At 66.8% G+C, this 18,303-nt stretch carries 17 protein-coding genes; 7 read left to right on the top strand and 10 right to left on the bottom strand.

From position 1 onward, the window contains the following. Positions 1–203: 203 nt before the first annotated feature. The 6 genes from ACGF7Y_RS10315 to ACGF7Y_RS10290 all read left to right on the top strand — a co-directional run bounded on the left by ACGF7Y_RS10315 (position 204) and on the right by ACGF7Y_RS10290 (position 5,912). The gene (locus ACGF7Y_RS10315) at positions 204–1,559 is read left to right on the top strand and encodes a hypothetical protein (RefSeq protein WP_393231724.1); all 1,356 of its coding nucleotides are present in this window, start codon (positions 204–206) and stop codon (positions 1,557–1,559) included. Positions 1,560–1,671: 112 nt separating this feature from the next. After that, the gene (locus ACGF7Y_RS10310; RefSeq protein ID WP_393233116.1) at positions 1,672–2,463 is read left to right on the top strand and encodes a TIGR03084 family metal-binding protein; all 792 of its coding nucleotides are present in this window, start codon (positions 1,672–1,674) and stop codon (positions 2,461–2,463) included. A 363-nt stretch (positions 2,464–2,826) separates the two neighbouring features. Next, positions 2,827–3,513, top strand: coding sequence for a hypothetical protein (locus tag ACGF7Y_RS10305; RefSeq protein ID WP_393231721.1), 687 nt, complete (start codon positions 2,827–2,829; stop codon positions 3,511–3,513). A 22-nt stretch (positions 3,514–3,535) separates the two neighbouring features. Then, positions 3,536–4,720 (top strand): L-2-hydroxyglutarate oxidase, encoded by a 1,185-nt coding sequence (gene lhgO / locus ACGF7Y_RS10300; RefSeq protein ID WP_393231718.1) that lies wholly within the window; start codon positions 3,536–3,538, stop codon positions 4,718–4,720. A gap of 138 nt (positions 4,721–4,858) precedes the next feature. Beyond that, positions 4,859–5,329 carry an SRPBCC family protein gene (locus ACGF7Y_RS10295; protein ID WP_393231715.1) on the top strand — a complete coding sequence of 157 codons (471 nt, stop codon included), beginning with the start codon at positions 4,859–4,861 and terminating at the stop codon, positions 5,327–5,329. 10 nt (positions 5,330–5,339) lie between these two features. Further along, positions 5,340–5,912: a ribonuclease H gene (locus ACGF7Y_RS10290; protein ID WP_063050315.1), complete on the top strand. Its 573-nt coding sequence runs from the start codon at positions 5,340–5,342 to the stop codon at positions 5,910–5,912. A 73-nt stretch (positions 5,913–5,985) separates the two neighbouring features. Here ACGF7Y_RS10290 and ACGF7Y_RS10285 read toward each other — a convergent pair whose 3' ends face one another. The 9 genes from ACGF7Y_RS10285 to ACGF7Y_RS10245 all read right to left on the bottom strand — a co-directional run bounded on the left by ACGF7Y_RS10285 (position 5,986) and on the right by ACGF7Y_RS10245 (position 15,576). Further along, complete coding sequence (locus ACGF7Y_RS10285) at positions 5,986–6,807, bottom strand: hypothetical protein (RefSeq protein WP_393231712.1); 822 nt, start codon at positions 6,805–6,807, stop codon at positions 5,986–5,988. Positions 6,808–6,939: 132 nt separating this feature from the next. Continuing rightward, positions 6,940–8,118, bottom strand: coding sequence for an MlaD family protein (locus ACGF7Y_RS10280; RefSeq protein ID WP_393231709.1), 1,179 nt, complete (start codon positions 8,116–8,118; stop codon positions 6,940–6,942). Continuing rightward, positions 8,115–9,203 carry an MCE family protein gene (locus ACGF7Y_RS10275; RefSeq protein WP_393231706.1) on the bottom strand — a complete coding sequence of 363 codons (1,089 nt, stop codon included), beginning with the start codon at positions 9,201–9,203 and terminating at the stop codon, positions 8,115–8,117. The genes ACGF7Y_RS10280 and ACGF7Y_RS10275 overlap by 4 nt, the downstream gene beginning before the upstream one ends. 8 nt (positions 9,204–9,211) lie before the next feature. After that, positions 9,212–10,321, bottom strand: a complete 1,110-nt coding sequence (locus tag ACGF7Y_RS10270; RefSeq protein WP_357041097.1) for an MlaD family protein — start codon at positions 10,319–10,321, stop codon at positions 9,212–9,214. Then, positions 10,318–11,319 (bottom strand): MCE family protein, encoded by a 1,002-nt coding sequence (locus ACGF7Y_RS10265; protein ID WP_393231704.1) that lies wholly within the window; start codon positions 11,317–11,319, stop codon positions 10,318–10,320. Before ACGF7Y_RS10265 ends, ACGF7Y_RS10270 begins: the two co-directional genes overlap by 4 nt. Next, positions 11,316–12,359 (bottom strand): MCE family protein, encoded by a 1,044-nt coding sequence (locus ACGF7Y_RS10260; protein ID WP_357041091.1) that lies wholly within the window; start codon positions 12,357–12,359, stop codon positions 11,316–11,318. Before ACGF7Y_RS10260 ends, ACGF7Y_RS10265 begins: the two co-directional genes overlap by 4 nt. After that, entirely contained in the window at positions 12,356–13,846 is a 1,491-nt protein-coding gene (locus tag ACGF7Y_RS10255; RefSeq protein ID WP_393231701.1) for an MlaD family protein, read from the bottom strand. The genes ACGF7Y_RS10260 and ACGF7Y_RS10255 overlap by 4 nt, the downstream gene beginning before the upstream one ends. Before the next feature lie 7 nt (positions 13,847–13,853). Beyond that, the gene (locus ACGF7Y_RS10250; protein ID WP_393231698.1) at positions 13,854–14,717 is read right to left on the bottom strand and encodes an ABC transporter permease; all 864 of its coding nucleotides are present in this window, start codon (positions 14,715–14,717) and stop codon (positions 13,854–13,856) included. A 4-nt stretch (positions 14,718–14,721) separates the two neighbouring features. Then, positions 14,722–15,576 carry an ABC transporter permease gene (locus tag ACGF7Y_RS10245; RefSeq protein ID WP_062966837.1) on the bottom strand — a complete coding sequence of 285 codons (855 nt, stop codon included), beginning with the start codon at positions 15,574–15,576 and terminating at the stop codon, positions 14,722–14,724. 525 nt (positions 15,577–16,101) lie between these two features. Between ACGF7Y_RS10245 and ACGF7Y_RS10240 the strand changes: the two genes are divergently transcribed. Next, positions 16,102–16,776: a S1 family peptidase gene (locus tag ACGF7Y_RS10240; RefSeq protein ID WP_040871286.1), complete on the top strand. Its 675-nt coding sequence runs from the start codon at positions 16,102–16,104 to the stop codon at positions 16,774–16,776. Between the two features lie 52 nt (positions 16,777–16,828). Here the strand turns inward: ACGF7Y_RS10240 and ACGF7Y_RS10235 are convergent, their stop codons facing one another. Next, complete coding sequence (locus tag ACGF7Y_RS10235) at positions 16,829–18,280, bottom strand: MFS transporter (RefSeq protein ID WP_393231695.1); 1,452 nt, start codon at positions 18,278–18,280, stop codon at positions 16,829–16,831. Between the last annotated feature and the right edge of the window lie 23 nt (positions 18,281–18,303).

Here is an 18,303-nt window from a genome sequence, read left to right as displayed (position 1 = left end):
TGTAGTCACGTCTTCGACCCTTCCAAAAGTTGAGCGATGCCTACTCAACCCCGGGGTGTCCGGGTTTGTTCCGCCCCGACCGGTCCGTTCGCTGACGGCGAAGTCCCGCTTCGCGTTGACACCCCCTCCAAGGCAATGAGAACGTGGGGACCTTGGTATCTCATACCGGCGGTACCGCCGGATCGGCTTAGGGAGTCCCATCGATGTCGTCGCTCGCCGCTGGCGTGTTCATCGACTGGGAGAGCTTGACCGGGCAGTCGAAGTTCGTGGTCGACCTGATCACGTTTCCGATCTTCAGCGCGCTGGCGGGCTGGCTGACCAACTGGACCGGCGTGCTGATGCTGTTCTGGCCGATCCGGTTTCGCGGCGTTCGAATTCCCGGCCTGCACGTGCTCTACCCATACTTCCCGCGGCGGGTCCAGGTGCTGCCGACCTTTTCCGGCGACGGCCGCCGCCTCGGCTTCCAAGGCTTCATCCCGGCACGCGCGGAGAAGATGGCCAGCATCTGTGTGGACAAGGCGCTGATGCGGATCGGCAGTCCGAAGGACTTCATCCACGAACTCGATCTCGACGGTATCGCCGACTACATCGCGGTGCTGGCGCGGGAGCAGGTGCGACCGCTGGTGGACGAGCTGATGTACCGGGACAACCCGGACCTGTGGCGCACCGTGCCGCGCGCCGCCAAGCAGCTGATCTACCAGCGGGTGGATCGCGAACTGCCCGCCCTGTCACGTCGCGCGTTCGCCTCGCTCGGCGACAACGTCGACCAGCTGATCGGCATCAAGGGCTTCGTGATCCGTTACCTGGAGGACAACCCGACCATCCTGAAGGACCTCACCACCACCATCGCGGCGCCCGAGCTGCGGTTCATGGTCCGTGTCGGCTTGCTCGGCGCGCCCTTCGGCGTGCTGCTGGCGCTGTACATGCATGTGCACCAGGACATCCCGGTGCTGGGCTGGGTGCCGGGCTGGGTGATCGTACTGCTCGCCTCGGCGGCGATCGGTGTGATCGTGAACGTCATCGCGGTGAAGATGGTCTTCGAGCCGGGCGACCCGCAACCGAGGTACAAGTACCTGTGGAAGCAAGCGCTGCTGGCGAAACGGCAGCCGCAGGCGGCCACCGATCTGGCGCACATCCTGGCCTACCAGGTGCTGACGTTGCCCAACTTGTCCAAGGAACTGCTGGAGGGCCCGAACGGGGACAAGACCAGGCAGCTGCTGGAGCGCTTGATCGCCGACGAGATCAATCGTCAGCTCGGCCCGACCACCACCCTCGTGCGGGCCGCCCTGGGACGCCGGCAGTTCGACAACCTCACGGTGGGCGCGGCGGGCGCGGCGGTCGGCTTGGCCCCGACCCTGGTCGAGGACGAGGAGTTCAACCGGGAGCAGGCCAAGACCATCGATGAATTCGCGGCGCGCAAGTTGCGGCGGCTCACGCCGGGGGAGTTCATGGAGATGTTCTACGCGTCCGTGGAACAGGACGCGTGGCTGTTGTATCTGCACGGCGCGGTCCTCGGGCTCGTGGTGGGAGCCGCCCACCTGCTGATTTTCGGCTGGTAGCGGGCCCGCGCCGACCAATATAAAACAAGCATGCTTGCCTTTTTTTAGTCTCGCTGCGATGCTGGACCCGGCGGCGCACGAGGCGGTGCGCCCGGTAGCGGCAGGGGAACTGATGGCTGACCTAGCGGCGTTGCTCGGCGACTTCGCCGACGAATGCGCGGACCTCGAACGACTCGTCGGCCCATTGGCGCCCGAGGAGTGGGCGCGCGCCACACCCGCGCCCGGTTGGACCATCGCCCATCAGATCGGCCATCTGGCCTGGACCGACGAGATCGCGACGATCGCCACCGCGGATGCCGCGCGCTTCGGGGAGTTGCTGACCGAAGCGGGGCCCCGTGCGCTCACGTTCGTCGACGAGGCCGCCGAGAAAGCCGCGACCGAACCGCCCGCCGATCTGCTGGATCGATGGCGGCGTGGACGCGCCTCGCTCATCGCCGCGCTGCGCGCCGCGCCCGCGGGCGTCAAGTTGCCGTGGTTCGGTCCGCCGATGAGCGCCGCGTCGATGATCAGCGCCCGCATCATGGAGACCTGGGCGCACGGGCAGGATGTGGCCGATGCCCTCGGCGTACACCGCACGCCGACGGCGCGGCTGCGCACCGTGGCCCATATCGGCGTGCGCACCAGGAACTTCGCCTACACCGTGCACGGAAAGACGCCGCCCGCAGCGGAATTCCGGGTCGCATTGACCGCGCCGGATCGCACGATCTGGAGGTGGGGGCCCGAGGACGCCGAACAGCGCGTGACCGGACCGGCGCTCGATTTCTGCATGCTGGTGACCCAACGCCGCCATCCCGACGATCTGGCGCTCGTGACGCACGGCGACGACGCCGCGGAATGGCTCACTCTCGCACAGGCTTTCGCTGGCCCGACGGGTGCGGGAAGGGCAGCGGGCCAGTTCGCCTGACCCGCCTGCACCCGGCCCGTCGACGACGCTTCGGAGCGGGCGAGCGCCACACTTGGGTGCGCCGTGTTCATGTCGACGGCCGGACGCCGTTGGCCGGGTGTCTCGAGTGGCAGTCGAGAATGGCGCTCGCCAGCTACCCGACTATTTACCCGTCGGTGCGTTCACGGAAACATCGACGCCATTTTCGGCGCGGTGACGCCTGGTAATCCCATCGCGACCACGCCGTCTTTCCCCGCGCCGGCTGTGATCCTGCTCTCTTCGATGCGACACCCTGCCCGACCCCCCAGGTAATCTGGACGGGCGTACAGCTTCCCACGGTGCTGGTCGCTGTGGGGAGCAGCGTCGCAGCGAAAGGAACGCATCGTGACAGCACATCGACCTGCCCAGGTCGCGCGGCATGCCGCCATCGTGCTCGCCGGTGCCGCCAGCTTGAGCCTGACCGTCGTGGCGGGCGCGTATGTCGTACAGCAGATCGCCGATATGCAGCGCCCGGCGACTCGGATCGCCGCGCCGGTCACTCCGCCCGCCCCGGACGAGCCCGACCATGGCCGCCGGTACACCCCCTATCCGGTACTGACCGGCACCAGTTTCGTCCTGCCCGCGGCTGCTTCGGTTCCGCGTGCCGCCGAGCCGGAAACCGCCAAGCCGGAAACCACCGCGCCGCATGTAGATTCGCCTGCCACACCACCCGCTCCCACACCTGTCGGCGGAAAGGTGCGAGTCGGCGACGCCTATGTCGGCGCGCAGGTCGCACAGGTCGAGGACGACACCGTCTCGGTCACCGTGGACACCAACGCTTTGATCATGCTGCCGGGCTACCTCCGCTCCTCCGGCCCCACGTCGGAGATGCCGGCCGTGACCACGATGCGCACCGACCTCGATACCCACAGCGGTGAAGTGCGGATGGCGTTCTCCGATCCGCGGCTGGGCGAGCACGACCTGCGCTTGAACCGGCACGCCACACCCGCACCCAGCCGTGACCTCGAACAGCGGACCACCGAACGCGCGCCCGCCCCCGCGCACGGCGGAGCGGATTCCACCGCCGTGTGAGCTACCGCTTACCCTGCTCGGCATGAGCGCCTACGACTTCTGCGTCATCGGCGGCGGCATCGTCGGCGTCGCGACCGCGCACCGGATCCTGGCGCGCAATCCCGGTGCGAGCCTGGTGCTGCTGGAGAAAGCCCGGCGGCTGGCCGCCCATCAGACCGGCCACAACAGCGGAGTCATCCACTCCGGCATCTACTATCCGCCCGGCAGCCTGAAGGCCACGCTGTGCCGCCGGGGCGCTCGCTGGACCAAGGAATTCGCTGCCGCCCACGACATTCCGTACCGCGTCTGCGGAAAGCTACTGGTCGCTACGGACGACGCCGAATACGAACGCATGCTCGCGCTGCACGAACGCTCGATCACCAACGGCGTGGCCGTCGAACTGATCGACGCCGCGGAGCTCAGGCGGCGGGAACCGCGCGTCACCGGCGTGGGGGCCCTCTTCGTCCCGGACACCGGCATCGTCGACTTCACCCGGGTGACCGAAGCGCTCGCCGAGGAAGTCCGCGGCGCGGGTGGTGAATTCGTGCTGGGCGCCGAGGTCGCCACGCTCACCGAGACTTCGGATGCCGTGACCGCCGCGGGACCGGCCGGCTCGTGGACGGCTCGCCGCGCGGTGGTCTGCGCGGGCCTGCAAGCCGACCGGATGGCGCGGGCGGCCGGGCTGCGCACCGACTTTCGCATCGTTCCCTTCCGCGGCGAGTACTACCAGCTGCCGCAGGAGCGAAACGGTCTGGTCAGCACATTGATCTATCCGATACCGGATCCCGGATTGCCGTTCCTCGGCGTGCATTTGAGCCCGACGATCGACGGAGCGCTGACCGTGGGGCCGAACGCCGTGCTCGGACTGTCGAGGGAGGGCTACCGCAAAGGCAGTGTCGACCTGCGGGACACGCGGGAAGTCCTCGGATTCGCCGGATTCCATCGCGTCGCCAAGGCGAATGTGCGCACCGGTCTGCGGGAACTGCGCAACTCGCTGTTCAAGCGCGGATACCTCGAGCAGTGCCGCCGCTACTGTCCGGAGCTGACGCTCGCCGATCTGCGGCCCCGCGAGGCGGGTATTCGCGCCCAGGCGGTGCTGCGGGACGGAACACTGGTGCACGACTTCATGATCGAGCGCACCGAGCGCTCGGTTCATCTGCTCAACGCCCCCTCACCTGCGGCGACCTCGGCCATGCCGATCGCGGAGCACCTCGTCGACCAGCTCTGAGGACGCCGTGAACGGCCTTCCTCCCAAGCAACCATTCGGTCGCAACCTGGCGAAATAGCTGACGAAATACCGCAGAGCCCTCGAATAAAGAGGAGTGCTGTAGTACTTTTAACGCCAGTCGTGGGACAGGGAGGGCCTATGGGCCACATCAAGTACGCGAGTGACGTCGGAGCGCCCGTCGAGGTCGCTTTCAGCTATACGGACAACCATCTGTTCGTACCGGATTGGATGTTCGGCATCGCGGACTTCGTACCGACCGGCGACCAGGACCGCGGACTCGGCGCGGTCTTCGCCACCACCACCCGCTTCGCGATCTGGCAACCGACTTCCACCTGCGAGATCACCGAACACCGCCACAACGCGGTGATCGGGTACACGCTGCGCGGACGGTTCTCCGGCATGCTGCGGCTGCGCTTCGACCCGCTCGGTTACGGGCGCTCGGTGCTGACCTCCGAGGCGGAGTACAGTCCACCTCGCGGAGTGGTCGGGCGCCTGAGCACCGGCTTGGTGGACGCCGCGGTCAAATCGGCGCTGCGGCGTACGGAGGCCCGGTTACGGAGGGAGATAGAGGAATTCCACGGTACCGATCTTGTCGGTCGGATTGCGTAGGGTGCCACCCATGATCATCGTGAGCACCGACGGATCCTGCCTCCGCAATCCCGGCGGCGCCATCGGCTGGGCTTGGGTCAATCATCAGGGCTCCTCTGCCAGCGGGGGAGCCGCGTCCGGAACCAACCAGGTCGCGGAGTTGCGCGCGGTGCTGGAGGCGATCGTCGCCCATCCAGGGTCCGAACCCCTGCTCATCGAGAGCGATTCGCTCTACGCGATCAAATGCGCCTCGGAATGGGTGTCGGGCTGGCGGCTCAACGGCTGGCGCACGTCCACCGGTGGCGCGGTGAAGAATGTCGAACTCGTCCGGCAGATCGATCGGGCCATCTCGAGCAGGCCGGGGCCGGTCCGCTTCCGTTGGGTCCGTGGTCATGTCGGCAACTACTTCAACGAGCAAGCCGACGCGCTGGCCGGAGAAGCGGCTCGGCAGGCCGCGGTCACCGCGGCTGTCGCCGAGGCGAACACCGTGGAAATGCTCGCGGTGACTGTGGAGGAAGCGTCGACGGCGCCGGAAGCGCCGAAAGACAAGGCCGCGGGGAAGGCGGCCGCGCCGTCGGCGCCACAGGCTTTGACACTGTTCTGATCCGCCGGATCGTCGCATGCTGCCCGAATGACCTCCGGCGGTGGTGGCTCGGCCCACCGCCGGAGGCGCTCGGCTAGTTACCCGGCTGCGGTGCGGGCTGACCAGACGGCGCGGGCTGGCCGGGCGGCGGCGCCTGCTGCGGCGCGCCCGGAGCGGGAGCGCCGGGCAGACCAGTACCGGCACCCTTCAGCATCGGCGAATCGAGCTTCTCGACCAGCCACTTGTCGCCGGACTTCTGCAGTTGGGCGATCACCACGACGAACTGACGCTCGGGGTTGGCCTGGGTGAAGTTGGTCCGATACTGCGTGAGGGTCACCAGCACCTTGGCCGAGGTCTTGTCACCGGCCTGGTATCCGCACTGCACATCGTCGGCCCAGGACTTGACCTGTGCCTGCACCATGGCGTCTTTCAGCGCCTTGGTCGCGTCGTCGAACTCCTTGAGGAACTCGCCCGTCGAGCCCGCCTTCACCGTGGTGAAGTAGTCGTCCAGGTTCTTCGAGTAGTCGTAGACCGAGACGTCCTTGCCGAATGTGCACGCGGCGCTCGTGGAGTCGCGGATCGCGTCGAGCTTGTCGCCGCGATCCTTGCCCTGCAAGAAGAACACCACCACCGCGGTGATCGCGGCGACCGCGAGCACGCCGGCCACGAACGCGGCCACCAGCGGAATCGAGGTGGACTTGCCGGACGGTGCGGAGGCCGCCGCCTTGGGCGAGTCGCTCTTCGCGGCCGGCTTCGCGCCGGCCTCGGCCTTGTCTGCCTTCTCCGCCTTGGACAGCTCGGGCTTCGCCGCGCCGGCGGCGTCCTCCGACTTCCCGGATACCGCGTCGGTGCCCTTGTCGGAGGTGGCGGCCGTGGTCTCGGCGTCCTTGTCGGTCTCGGCGTCGTCGGTAGACATCGATAGAACCTGCACTTTCCCGGCGCGCATCGGTGCGCACCGATTGGCTTCAGCGGCCCGCGGCAGCGAACCTTACGCGTTTCACCGGCGAGTATGCCCGCCCGACGGGAGGACCGCAGGGCCGGGTACGACTCACCGCACCGGAGGCAGGGTCCGCTCGTTCGGATCCACACCCGGCGGCATGTGCGCGCCGTTGTTGGGCACGTCGGGCCGCGGCGCGTTGGCGGCACCACGGATCTGCTGACCCGGCGGCGGATTCTCGCAGTAGTTCCACATCGGGATCGTGCCGTCCTGCACGACCTCGTTGCGCATCTTCGGAGTGTTGTAGGTGCAGAACGGCCGCGGCCAGATGTCGATCATCGCGTGGAATTCGCCGTCGTGCGCCGGGACGCCGAGCGCCTCGCCACCGAGCGCGAGCGAGGGGAACAGCGCGCGCAGCGCGGGCAGCCGCAGCTGCGCCGCCTTCGTAATGGCCTGGAAGTTGGTCGCCAGGCTGGTGATCGGATCGGCCGTTCGGTCCACCACCGCGCCGAGGCTGGTGAGCTGGCCCGGCGCCTGGTCCAGCACGCGCTGCAATTCCGCGTTCGCGTTGTTGAACTGCTGGAACAGCACGCCGGAGTTGCGAGTCAGCGTGGCCAGATCGGGCTGTGCGTTGGACGTGGTACTCGCGATGGTGCGCAGATTGGTGATCAGGTTCGTGGTCTGCGGCAGCAACGAGTCCAGGCCCGCCGTCGCCAGGCTGATCCCGTTGACCAGGCCGCGCAGCTGATCCGGGCCGCCGCTGAGCGCGATGTCCAGCTCGTTCAGGATGACCTGGAAGTGCTCGGGGTTGATCTGCGCGATCAGGGCGCTGGAGTTGTCCAGCACCGACCACACCGGCGTGGGCGTGTGGATCCTGTCCGGATCGAACTTGATCACCGCGCCGTTGGCCAGAAACGGCCCCTGTTCGGCATTCGGCCGAAAGTCGATGTACTGCTCACCCGCGCCCGACAAGGCCTGCACCGCGATCTGGGTGTCCACCGGGATCTTGTACTTCGACTCGATCTGCGCGGTGGCGGCGATGGCCTGGCCGCGATCGGACAGCTCGATCGATGTCACCTTGCCGATGCGCCACCCGCGCAACGTCACGTCGTTGCCGGGTTGCAGACCACCGGAACGATCCAGATTCACCGTGACGGTGTAGTCGGACCGCAGCGGGTTCACCCGCATGACGTTCAGCAGCAGGTACGTCGCGCCGACCAGCAGCACGAGCACCAAGCCCACGTTCGACAGGAAGATCTTGCTTCCGAACAGTTTGCGCGCCGAGGTCATCGCTGTCCTCCCACCCGGCCCTGCACCAATTGCAGCACCTGGATCAGGCTGCCCGCGAAGTCCTGCAAGTCGTTGAGGTCCTGGAGCTTGCCGTGCTGCGGATCGGTGAGCGCGCTGATGTCCAGGTTGGTCGCGGTCGCGTACACCGCGAAGCTGCTGCCGCGGAAGGTCGCGTCGACCTTCGGCCGCAGCACCCGCAGTCGGTCGAGCAGGACGCCGAAGCCGTCGCCGGTCTTGGCTATCGCGTCCATCAGCTGGTGGGTGTTCTCCAGCAGTCCGTTCAAGCTCTCGGTCGAGGTGTTCGCGTAATCGCCGAGGGCGGCGCTGGCGGTGGACAACCTGGCGAGCAGATCGCCGAGGGCTCGGTTGTTCTCGGCGATGGCGCCGATCATCTGCGGCAGCGTGTCGGCCACCTCGCCGAGTTCCGACCGCCTGCCCTCGATGGTGTTGGCGAGGGTGCTGAACTCACCGAGCACACTGTCCACCCGGGCGGAGTTGTCGTTCAGACTGCCGACCACGCCGGTCATCTCGGTGATCAGGTGGGCGAGCTGCTCGCCGCGGCCGCCGACGATGGAGTCCAGCTCGGAACCCAGCTTGGACAGGCTGGCGATGCCGCCACCGTTGAACAGCATGGAGACCGAGATGAGCAGCTGCTCGACGGTCGCGCCCGCGGAGGTGCTGTCGAGGGTGAGCGTGTCACCGTCGTGCAGCACGTCCGCGCCGGGCTCGGTCTTGGGCTTGGACACCGCGACGAACACATCACCCAGCGGGGTGGCCTGACGCAGTTCCGCCGTGCTTCCCTTGGGCAACTCGATGTCCTTGCGGATGGTCAAGTCCACGACGGCCTGGAAGTTCTTGGTCTTGATGTCGGTGACCACGCCGACATCCGAGCCACCGATCTTCACCTTCGCCTGGTCGGGCAGGTTCAGCGCGTTCTCGAAGACCGCGTGGATCGTGTAGGTCTCCCCGCCCTGACCCGGTTTCGGCAACGGCAGCTTCTCCACCGTGAGCCCGCAGCCGGAGGTGACCGCCACACCGGCTACCGCGGCGACGGCGACCAGCGTCCTGCGTGCCTTGATCGTCATTCGGTACGTCATTTCGTCAGTCCGAGCAGTGCGGCGGTGAGCCCGTAGTCGGGTCCGAAGTCCTGCATGTTTCCGGTACGGCAGCCGTCGGCCTTCATCTGGATGCGCTCGCAGAACAGGCTGACGATCTCACCCGACAGCGCGGTGCCGATCACCGCGTGCAGCCGGACGTACCCGTGCTCGCGGTTGATGATGTTGTCGACGTTCTGCATGACCATCGGCGCCAGGTCGGCGACTTCGGTGAGGCCGTAGGCGTTGTCGCGCAACTGCTGGGTCACGTTGGTCAGGCCGGTCATCGTGCCGGACAACTGGCTCTCGTACTGCGTCAGCGTGGTGCTGGTGTTGCGCAGGAAGGCGAGGAGTTGATCGAGCGTGGCCTGTAGACCGGGCGCTTGATCGGCGAGCAGGCCGGTCATCTGGGTCACCCGGTTGCTGAAATCGCGCACCGACTGGTCGTTCTCGGCCAGCATGGTGGTGAGGTCGTTCAGCTTGATGATGATGCTGGAGATCGCGTCCTTGTTGTCCACACCGACCTTCAACGCGCTGGACAACGCGTTGAGGGTGTCACGGATCTTCTCGCCGTTGCCGTTGAGCATCGGGTAGAGCACCCGGCCCGACAGCGGGCCGATGCCCTCCTGACCCGGCTCCGGCTTCAGCGCGGCGGCGAACTGATCGATGGTCTTGATCATCGTGTCCAGCTCGACCGGCGTCTTGGTCCGGGCCTTGGGCAGGTGCGCGCCGTCGGCCAAGGTCGCGCCGCCGGTGTAGACCGGGGTGAGTTCGATGTGCCGGTCGGTCACGATGGACGGCGAGATGATCGCGGCGATGGCGTCCTTCGGGATCTTCACGTCCTTGTCGATGGACATGTGCACCTCGATCAGGGTGCCTTTGGGCACGATCTTGTCGACCTTGCCGACGTCGAGCCCGAGCACCGTGATCGGATTGCCCTCGTAGATGCCCGCGATGTTGTCGAAGTCCGCGGTGAACTGCAGGGTGGTGCCCAGTGCGTTGTTCACCGAACTCGGCAGCAGCGAACAGCTGCCGATCGTGAGCGCGGCGGCGCTGATCATGAACGCCTTCGCGACGGTCCTCAGCGGAAAGCCCGTGCGGAATCTCATCCCTGGCACCCCTCGATGACTTGGGCGAAGCACAACCAGTTGTCCGGGAACAGCCACGGCAGGCCGACATCGCCGTACGGACCGCTGCCGCCCCAGGAGTTCGCCAGGTAGCGCAGGGTCGGCGGCATGATCGACAGCATCCGATCCAGGTTGTCCTTGTTCTTCTGCAGGCCCTCGGCCATGGTGTTCAGCTGCTGGATGGTCGGGCCGAGCTGATCGTTGTTCTCCGCGCCGATCGCCTCCAGCTGCTTGGTCAGCGCGGCGACGTTGTCCAGCAATTGGCGCAGCAGCGCCTGGCGCTCCATCACCCGATTGGCGATGGCCTCACCCTGGGTGATCACCAGCAGGATGCTGTTGCGGTTGTCGCCGAGGATCCGGGTAACCCGGTCCAAGTCCTTCAGCAGGGTGTCCACCTCGGCCTTGCGGCTGTCGATCACCTTGGCCAGCGCGCCGACGCTGTCCAGTGCCTGCGCGGTGAGCTGGGGCGAGCCGTTCATCTGCTCGTTGATCAGGTTCAGCGAGTCGGCCAGCTTCTTGGTGTCGAGCGCTTCGAACTTCGGCGTGCCGACCTGCACGACGTCGGCCAGGTTGTACGGCACCGTGGTGTTGGACACCGGGATCCGCTTGCCCTTCAGGCCCGAACCGTCGCCCGGCTCGAGGTCGACGTACCTGGCGCCGAGCAGCGTGGCCATCTTGATGGATGCGCGCGCGTCCGGGCCGAGTTTCACGTCGTCGCTGACGCTCAACGTGAGCAGCACGTGACTGCCCTCGAGTTCGGCGTCGACCACCCACCCGGAGGACACCCCCGCGATGTTCACCTTGTCGCCGACCCTGATACCCGCGGCCTGCACGAACTCGGCCTTGATCGACTGCTCGCCGACGCCGAGAAGCTTGTAGACGCTGGACACCACCAGCAGCACCACGATGAGGACACCGCCGATGACGCCCAACCAGAAGAACCGGTTGCTTTCGAACCTGGACCTGAGCTTCGTCATCATGGGCGGCACACCGCCGAGTGCGAGGTGCCACCGATCTGCGAGAACAGACCGCGGGGGAAGAGGACACCGTAGAGCGACAGGTCCAGCCCGCACAGGTAGGCGTTGGCGTAACCGCCCTCCGAGGTGTGCCTGCCCGCCGCGGACAGGACGTTCGGCAGGTCGATCGCCGCTTGATCGAGCTTGGCGCCGTTGTCCAGCAACAGCGTCAACGCGGCGCTGGTGGAGTTCTGCGCGGTGCGCAGGCTCGGCTGGATCCGGTCCATCATGCCGACCAGCGACGTGGTCGCGGTCGCGATCTGCTCGGTCGAGCCGAGCAACGACTGCCCTTGTTCGTACAGCCCGCCGATCAAGGCCCGGGTCTGGGTCACCAGGGTCTCCAATTCATCACCTCGTTTCGCCAACCCCGACATCACGCCCGACAGGTTGGTGATCACATCGGACAGGATCGCGTCCCTGCGCTGGAAGTCGGTGGCCAGCTGGGCGGCCTGCACGATGAACGCGCTCAACGAGACGCCGTCGCCCTGCAATGCCTGGATGAAGGTCTCCGACAACCGGTTGACCTGCTCGGGCTGCAACACCTGGAACAGTGGCTGGAATCCGTTGAGCAGACCGGACACATCGAACGACGGCTCGGTCCGATCGATCGGGATGGAACCGTTGTTCTTCAACGGCGCCGGGCTCGACGCCTTGCCGGGAGCCAGGGCCACGTACCGCTGACCGATCAGGTTCTGGTAGCGGACCAGCGCTTTGGTGTCGTTGTAGATCGTCTGGTCGCGCTGCACGACGAAGGTGACCTTCGCGACCGACTTCTTCAGATTCGCGTCGCGGCCCCGCTCGATCTTCTCGACCTTGCCCACCCGCACGCCCGCCATGCGGACGTCGTCGCCCTCGTGCAAACCGAGCACGTCGGAGAACGTCGCGGAGTAGGTGTAGGTGTCCCCGTTGACGATGCGCGCCAGCGTGTTCCACACCACCACCGTGACCAGAATCGACACGATGGCGAAGATGGTGAAGCCGATGAGCGGCTTGCGAATGCTCATCGTCCGGCACCGTTGTCGGACACCTGCATGGTTCCGCCCTTCAGAATCGAGCTCAGCAGCAGATATTCGGCGGTGGTCGGCTTGCGGCCGAGCAGCGCGGGGATCGCCGAGTCACCCCGGTAGGAGATCGGCGCCGCCGACGGGGTGCCTTCCGGGGCGGCGGCCGGCGCGACGGGCGCCGGAGCCGCGGCAGGCGGGAGCAGACCGGGCGGCAGCATCGGGAACAGGCCTTCGAGCGGAGTGCCCGCGAACGGAGCGGGTGCACCGCCGGTGGGAGCGGCCGCGGTGGCGCGGTTCGGGTCCGGTGTGGTGACGCCGGGAATCAGCGGCAGGCCGGGCATCGGCACGACCGGGGGAAGCCCGGCGGCCGAGGCGAGCGCGCGCGGCTTCAGCTGTTCCGGCAGCTCGCCGACGTCGGCGACGGCGGGAGCGGTGAAGCAGCTCGGCCCGACCATGTCGCCGTAGCGCGGGCAGTCGGCCACGGTGTAGGGCCGGTACGGCGTGAGGGTGATGCCCGCGTCCCAGACCTGCTGCTTCTGCGGGCCCCACTTGAACGTGGTGTCCATCCGGCGCATGGTCTCGCTGAGGTTCAGCAGGCTCCTGGTGATCGCGTCCGGGTCCGCGGCGAGTGCGCCGAACATGTCGTTCGTGCCCGCGGTGACCTCGATGCCCACGTTCGGGTTACGTGCGAACAGGTCGTTGACCGTGTCGATGGTGCCCGAGGTACCGGTGATCAACGCGACCAGCTCGCCGCGGCGGTCGGCGATGGTGCGCGCGGTCTGCACCGAGGTGCCGAGCACGTCGACCAGCTCGGGTGCGGACTGGTTGAGCGCGTTGAACGAGGCGGAGAAGTCACCCAGCAGCACACCGAGATCGGGAATCGACTCGTCCACGGCCAGCAGCCAACGGTCCAGCCGCTCGACGGTGGAGCCGGGCACCCGGCCGCTGCCGTCCAGCGCCTGCGACAGGGTGCCCAGCACCCGGCCGAACTGCACCGGATCGATCTTGTCGAGGATGTTGCGGACCGTGGTGAGCGTGTCCTGCAACGCGATGGTGCCCTTGCTGCGGTCTTCCTCGATGACCGAACCCTCGTGCAGGTACTGGTCGGCGGGGCCGTTGAAGACGAGTTCGACGGAGGTGACGGCGAACAGATTGCTCGGCACCACGCGAGCGGTCACGTTGGCCGGGATGTCGTCGGCGAACTCCGGCTTCATCTCGATCCGGACCTTCTGCAGTTCGCCCTTGGCCGCGACGTCGACGGTCTTCACCGCGCCGACGAGCACGCCGCGGAACTTGACGTCGGCCTGCTCGGGCAGACCGTCACCCGTGGTGGTCAGGTTCGCGGTGACGTTGACCTTCTCCTGGAAGAACCCTTTGTAGCGCAGCATCAGGAAGCTGAGCACCAGCGCGAACACGACCAGACCGCAGACGCCCGCGATGAACAGCTGCCGCATCGTGGGCCCGCGCCCACTGGGATCGATGATCATCTGGTGTCTACCCCGAGATCCGGATGCCGGGGTTGACGCCCCAGATCGCCAATGTCATGAACAGGTTCGCGAAAACGACCGCGATGATGCACATCTTGATCGCGCGGCCCGCGGCCACGCCGACGCCCTCGGGGCCACCGGAGGCGAAGAAGCCGTAGTAGCACTGGATGAACGTGGTGATCGCGACGAACAGGATCGCCTTGATCAGCGAATAGACGACGTCGACCGGGACGAGGAACTGATAGAAGTAGTGCTGGTAGGTGCCCACGGCGGTACCGCCGATCAGCTGCACGGTCAGCGAGCAGGAGATGTAGGCCATCGTGAGGCCCAGGCAGTAGAGCGGGATGATGGCGATCATCGCCGCGAACATCCTGGTGCTGATCAGGTAGGGCAGCGGCCGGATGGCGATGGACTCCAGCGCGTCGATCTCCTCGGAGATGCGCATGGCGCCTAGCTGCGCGGTGAACCGGCAACCCGCCTGAGCGGCGAAGGCCAGCGTCGCGAGCAGCGGGCCGAGTTCGCGAGTCGTGGCGAACGCCGAGATCGCGCCGGTGATCGGGCTCAGACCGAGCAGGTTCAGCGAGTTGTAGCCCTGGATACCGACGGTCATGCCGCCGAAGGCGCTCAGAATGACGACGACGCCGATGGTGCCGCCGCCGACGACGAGATTGCCGTTGCCCCAGGTGACGTCGGAGAGCAGGCGCCACACTTCCTTGGGGTAGTGCTTGAGCGCCAGCGGAATCGAGCCGATCGAGCGCAACAGGAAGAACACCTGGTGGCCGAGCCTGGCGAGCCAATCGACCGGCGCCTGGGCCGATTTCCGGATCGTCTGGAGAGGCCGCAGCAGCGGCGGTACATAGGTTGATGACACCGGCTCAGACCACCTGTGACGGGAATAGTGCGTTGTAAACCTGGGTGATGATGAGGTTCACCCCGAACAGCATGATGGTGGAGCCCACCACCGCGGAATTCACCGAGTTCGCGACACCGCCGGGACCACCGCGGGTGTTCAATCCGGTATCGCAGGCGATGATTGCCGCCAGCAGACCGAAAATCAGCGATTTCACCAGCGCGACAAGAAGATCGGTGGTAACGGCGAACGACGAGAAGGTGCCGACATAGGAGCCCGGCGTGCCGTTCTGCGCGAATATATTGAAGATGTAGCCGGTCAGGAATCCCACGAAGACGACGAAGCCGCACAGCAGCACGCTCACCAGCATCGCCGCGCCGAGCCGCGGAGCGACCAGCCTGCGCAGGGGGTCGACGCCCATGACCTTCATGGCGTCGATCTCCTCGCGGATGGTGCGCGAGCCGAGATCGGCGCAGACCGCGGAGCCGACGGCGCCCGCGATCATCAGCGAGGTGACCAGCGGCGCGCCCTGCTGGATGATGCCGAGGCCGTTGGCCGCGCCGATGAACGAGGTGGCGCCGACCTGGCCGGCGACCGATCCGACCTGGATGGAGACGATGACGCCGATCGGGATGGCGACAAGCAGCGTCGGCGCCGCCGAGACGCTGGCCATGAACGCGCACTGCCGGACGAACTCGGCGAAGGGGAAGCGCCTGCGGAAAATCGAGACGAACAGTTCGGCGACAGCCGCGAAGCCCATCGTGATCTGCCTGCCGAAGGTCTCCAGCGAACGCTTCGGATGATCCTGCCAGTAAGACCTCGTCCAATCGGCCGCACCACTGAACCGTGACCCTGATGGTGGACTCTCGGTCGACTGCACTGGCTAATCCTCCTCGACGCCGGTTGGCTGCCCCGGCGACTCGTTTGCTTGACGCACCTTACTACGGAGTAGTGCAGAACACACCATCCCCTTGTGATCGCTGTCATAGATGTCGCTCACCGCTGCCGGAAAGCAAAGGTTAAGCCGTGGAACATTGGGAACGAACCCAAAGACGGCGGCCCGAGCTCTGGCACAAGCTACAGCCCAACTGCACGAATCCGGGATCCGCAACGGCGATTCGGCGAATTTCTTTGGATAATTCTCATCGAAAATCAGATTTGTTTCCGGAGACCAACACAACAGCTCCTTACTATCACTCGGACACTAACGGCGACAGGCTTTTCACAATTGTGATAGCCGAATGCTATTAGGCGCGTAAGATACATTCCATCTCAGTTGTACGAAACAGGGTTGAAGTGCGGAGCAGTGGGGACAACCCCGTAGTGGTGACGCGCCCGAGATCGTTTACTGACACGATGGGTGCGACAGATTGATATCGTGCGGGCTTCCGACGTCTGGAGGGACATGTTCAGCAAACTCGCCAAGGTGGCCAACGCCGCCTTCGCCGTCGCCCTGGGCGCGGCGCTGCTCGGCACGGGCACAGGGGCCGCGAACGCCCAAACGGGCCCGCCGGTGTTGGGCGGTGGATCCGGCATCATCATCGACAACCAGTTCGAGTGCACGGTCACGACTGTCGGCCATGACAACGCGGGACGTCTGGTCGGCTTGACCGCGGGCCACTGCGGCGACCCGGGCGCGCAGGTCTACGCCGAAGCCGATCGCGAGGCGGGCGTGATCGGCCGGTTCGCCTACTCCAACCACGACCTGGACTACGCCGTCATCCAGTTCGATCCGGGCAAGATCACCCCGGTGAACCGGATCGGCAATGTCACCATCACCGGGCTGGGCGCACCGGCCAACTTCCCGCAGATCGTGTGCAAGGAAGGGCGCACCACCGGCAACACCTGTGGTATCGCCTGGGGTGACGTCTTCCGGACGAACGTCGAGACCTGGAGCCAGATGTGCGTGGTGGAAGGCGACTCCGGTGCGCCGGTGGTCGTCGGGACGACGCTGGTGGGCATGGTGAACGCCTATCTGGCCCTGGCGTGCTTCGGTCCTGAGGTCGGTACCAACATGAGCGCCATCGTGGCCGACATCAACGCACGCGGCGGCGTCGGCACGGGTTACGTCCCGATCTGAGCGGACCACACTTTCGACTTGCGGCCCGAGCGGAGCGATCCGTTCGGGCCGCTTATTTTTCGCTCGGAGCCGGCGCCACCGCCGGACCCGCGACAGCGCACTGCGGCATGCAGTCGACGCTGTCCAACGCGGGCGCGTGCCGCTCAGGACGCAACAGCACGGCGGCGAGCACCGCGCCGGTCACCAGCAGCCCGGCACACAGCCACATCGCGGTGGCGAAGCCGTCGTCGAAGGCGGCCGGATCACCCAGCGCACCCGAGATGCCCGCGACCCCGGGCAGCGCCGCCACCGCGAGCAGCTGCGCGGTGCGCGCGACGGCGTTGTTCACCCCCGAGGCGATGCCGGCCTCGCTCGCGGGCACCGCGCCCAGCACCGCGCCGGTCAGCGGCGCGACCAGCACCGCGAGCCCCAGCCCGAACACGAGGACGCCCGGAAGCACATCGACGAAGTACCTGGTCTCGGGTCCGATGCGCAGCAGAAGCACCAGACCCGCCGCCGCCAGCAGCGGTCCGGCGGTCATCGGGATGCGCGGCCCGTGCACTTGCGCCCAACGTCCGGCGGGGGCCGAGAGCGCCAGCATGATCACGGTGACCGGCACGGTCGCGACGCCGGACATCAGCGGCGAGTATCCGGCCACCAGTTGCAGTTCCAGCACCAGCAGGAAGAACACGCCACCGAGGGCGGCGTAGACCGCGAGCGTCACGAGATTCGCCGCGGTGAACACCCGCGAGCCGAACAGGGCGGGCGGCACCAGTGGATGATCGCTGCGCAGCTCGATCAGGACGAAGGCCCCGAGCAGCACGACACCGGCCACGATGAGCGAAGGCATGGTGTCGATCAGTCCGAGGGTCAACGCACCGAGCGCCAGGGCCACCACCAGTGCGCCGGGCACGTCGAGTTCGGCGGCGGCGTCGGGATCGCGGCTCTCGGGCACGTGCCGCAGCGCGACCAGGACGACGACCAGGGTCAGCGGGACGTTGAGGAAGAAGATGGACCGCCAGCCCGCGACCTCGATGAGCCAGCCGCCGAGGAACGGCCCGAGCGCGCCTGCCACGCCGCCGAAACCGGACCACAGGCCGATCGCCGCGCCTTGATCGCGCCGATCGATGGACGAGGAGATCAGCGCCAGGCTGCCCGGTGTGAGCATCGCGCCCGCGACACCCTGCAGGATCCGGGCCGCGACCAGCATCTCGATGGTCGTCGCGACGCCGCACAACACCGACGCAAGCGCGAACGCCACGGTTCCCCACACGAAGACCCGGCGCCGACCGAGCTTGTCGCCGAGCGAGCCGCCGAGCAGGATGAACGAGGCGAGGGTCAGGGTGTACCCGTTCAACGTCCACTGCAGCCCGGCGACATCGGTATCCAGCGATTCGCCGATCCGCGGCAGCGCGATGTTCACGACCGTCGCGTCGAGCGAGGCGACCGACGAGCCGAGGATGGTGGCCAGCAGAATCCAGCGACCCGTGCCGGATCGCAGCCGCGGTAGCTCGGTGGTGCTCACCAACCCAACCTAGCGGCCCGCAG

The sequence above is a fragment of the Nocardia sp. NPDC047654 genome, from assembly GCF_043205035.1.
Taxonomy (GTDB): domain Bacteria; phylum Actinomycetota; class Actinomycetes; order Mycobacteriales; family Mycobacteriaceae; genus Nocardia.
This window is presented reverse-complemented; position numbering and strand designations above follow the sequence as displayed.

What these genes read in the sequence shown, in the direction of transcription:
- lhgO (WP_393231718.1), top strand. Translation starts at nt 3,536, where the DNA reads ATGAGCGCCTACGACTTCTGCGTCATCGGCGGCGGCATCGTCGGCGTC.
- ACGF7Y_RS10280 (WP_393231709.1), bottom strand. Translation starts at nt 8,118, where the DNA reads ATGACCTCGGCGCGCAAACTGTTCGGAAGCAAGATCTTCCTGTCGAAC.
- ACGF7Y_RS10265 (WP_393231704.1), bottom strand. Translation starts at nt 11,319, where the DNA reads ATGATGACGAAGCTCAGGTCCAGGTTCGAAAGCAACCGGTTCTTCTGG.
- ACGF7Y_RS10295 (WP_393231715.1), top strand. Translation starts at nt 4,859, where the DNA reads ATGGGCCACATCAAGTACGCGAGTGACGTCGGAGCGCCCGTCGAGGTC.
- ACGF7Y_RS10260 (WP_357041091.1), bottom strand. Translation starts at nt 12,359, where the DNA reads ATGAGCATTCGCAAGCCGCTCATCGGCTTCACCATCTTCGCCATCGTG.
- ACGF7Y_RS10310 (WP_393233116.1), top strand. Translation starts at nt 1,672, where the DNA reads ATGGCTGACCTAGCGGCGTTGCTCGGCGACTTCGCCGACGAATGCGCG.
- ACGF7Y_RS10285 (WP_393231712.1), bottom strand. Translation starts at nt 6,807, where the DNA reads ATGTCTACCGACGACGCCGAGACCGACAAGGACGCCGAGACCACGGCC.
- ACGF7Y_RS10275 (WP_393231706.1), bottom strand. Translation starts at nt 9,203, where the DNA reads ATGACGATCAAGGCACGCAGGACGCTGGTCGCCGTCGCCGCGGTAGCC.
- ACGF7Y_RS10290 (WP_063050315.1), top strand. Translation starts at nt 5,340, where the DNA reads ATGATCATCGTGAGCACCGACGGATCCTGCCTCCGCAATCCCGGCGGC.
- ACGF7Y_RS10270 (WP_357041097.1), bottom strand. Translation starts at nt 10,321, where the DNA reads ATGAGATTCCGCACGGGCTTTCCGCTGAGGACCGTCGCGAAGGCGTTC.
- ACGF7Y_RS10315 (WP_393231724.1), top strand. Translation starts at nt 204, where the DNA reads ATGTCGTCGCTCGCCGCTGGCGTGTTCATCGACTGGGAGAGCTTGACC.
- ACGF7Y_RS10255 (WP_393231701.1), bottom strand. Translation starts at nt 13,846, where the DNA reads ATGATCATCGATCCCAGTGGGCGCGGGCCCACGATGCGGCAGCTGTTC.
- ACGF7Y_RS10240 (WP_040871286.1), top strand. Translation starts at nt 16,102, where the DNA reads ATGTTCAGCAAACTCGCCAAGGTGGCCAACGCCGCCTTCGCCGTCGCC.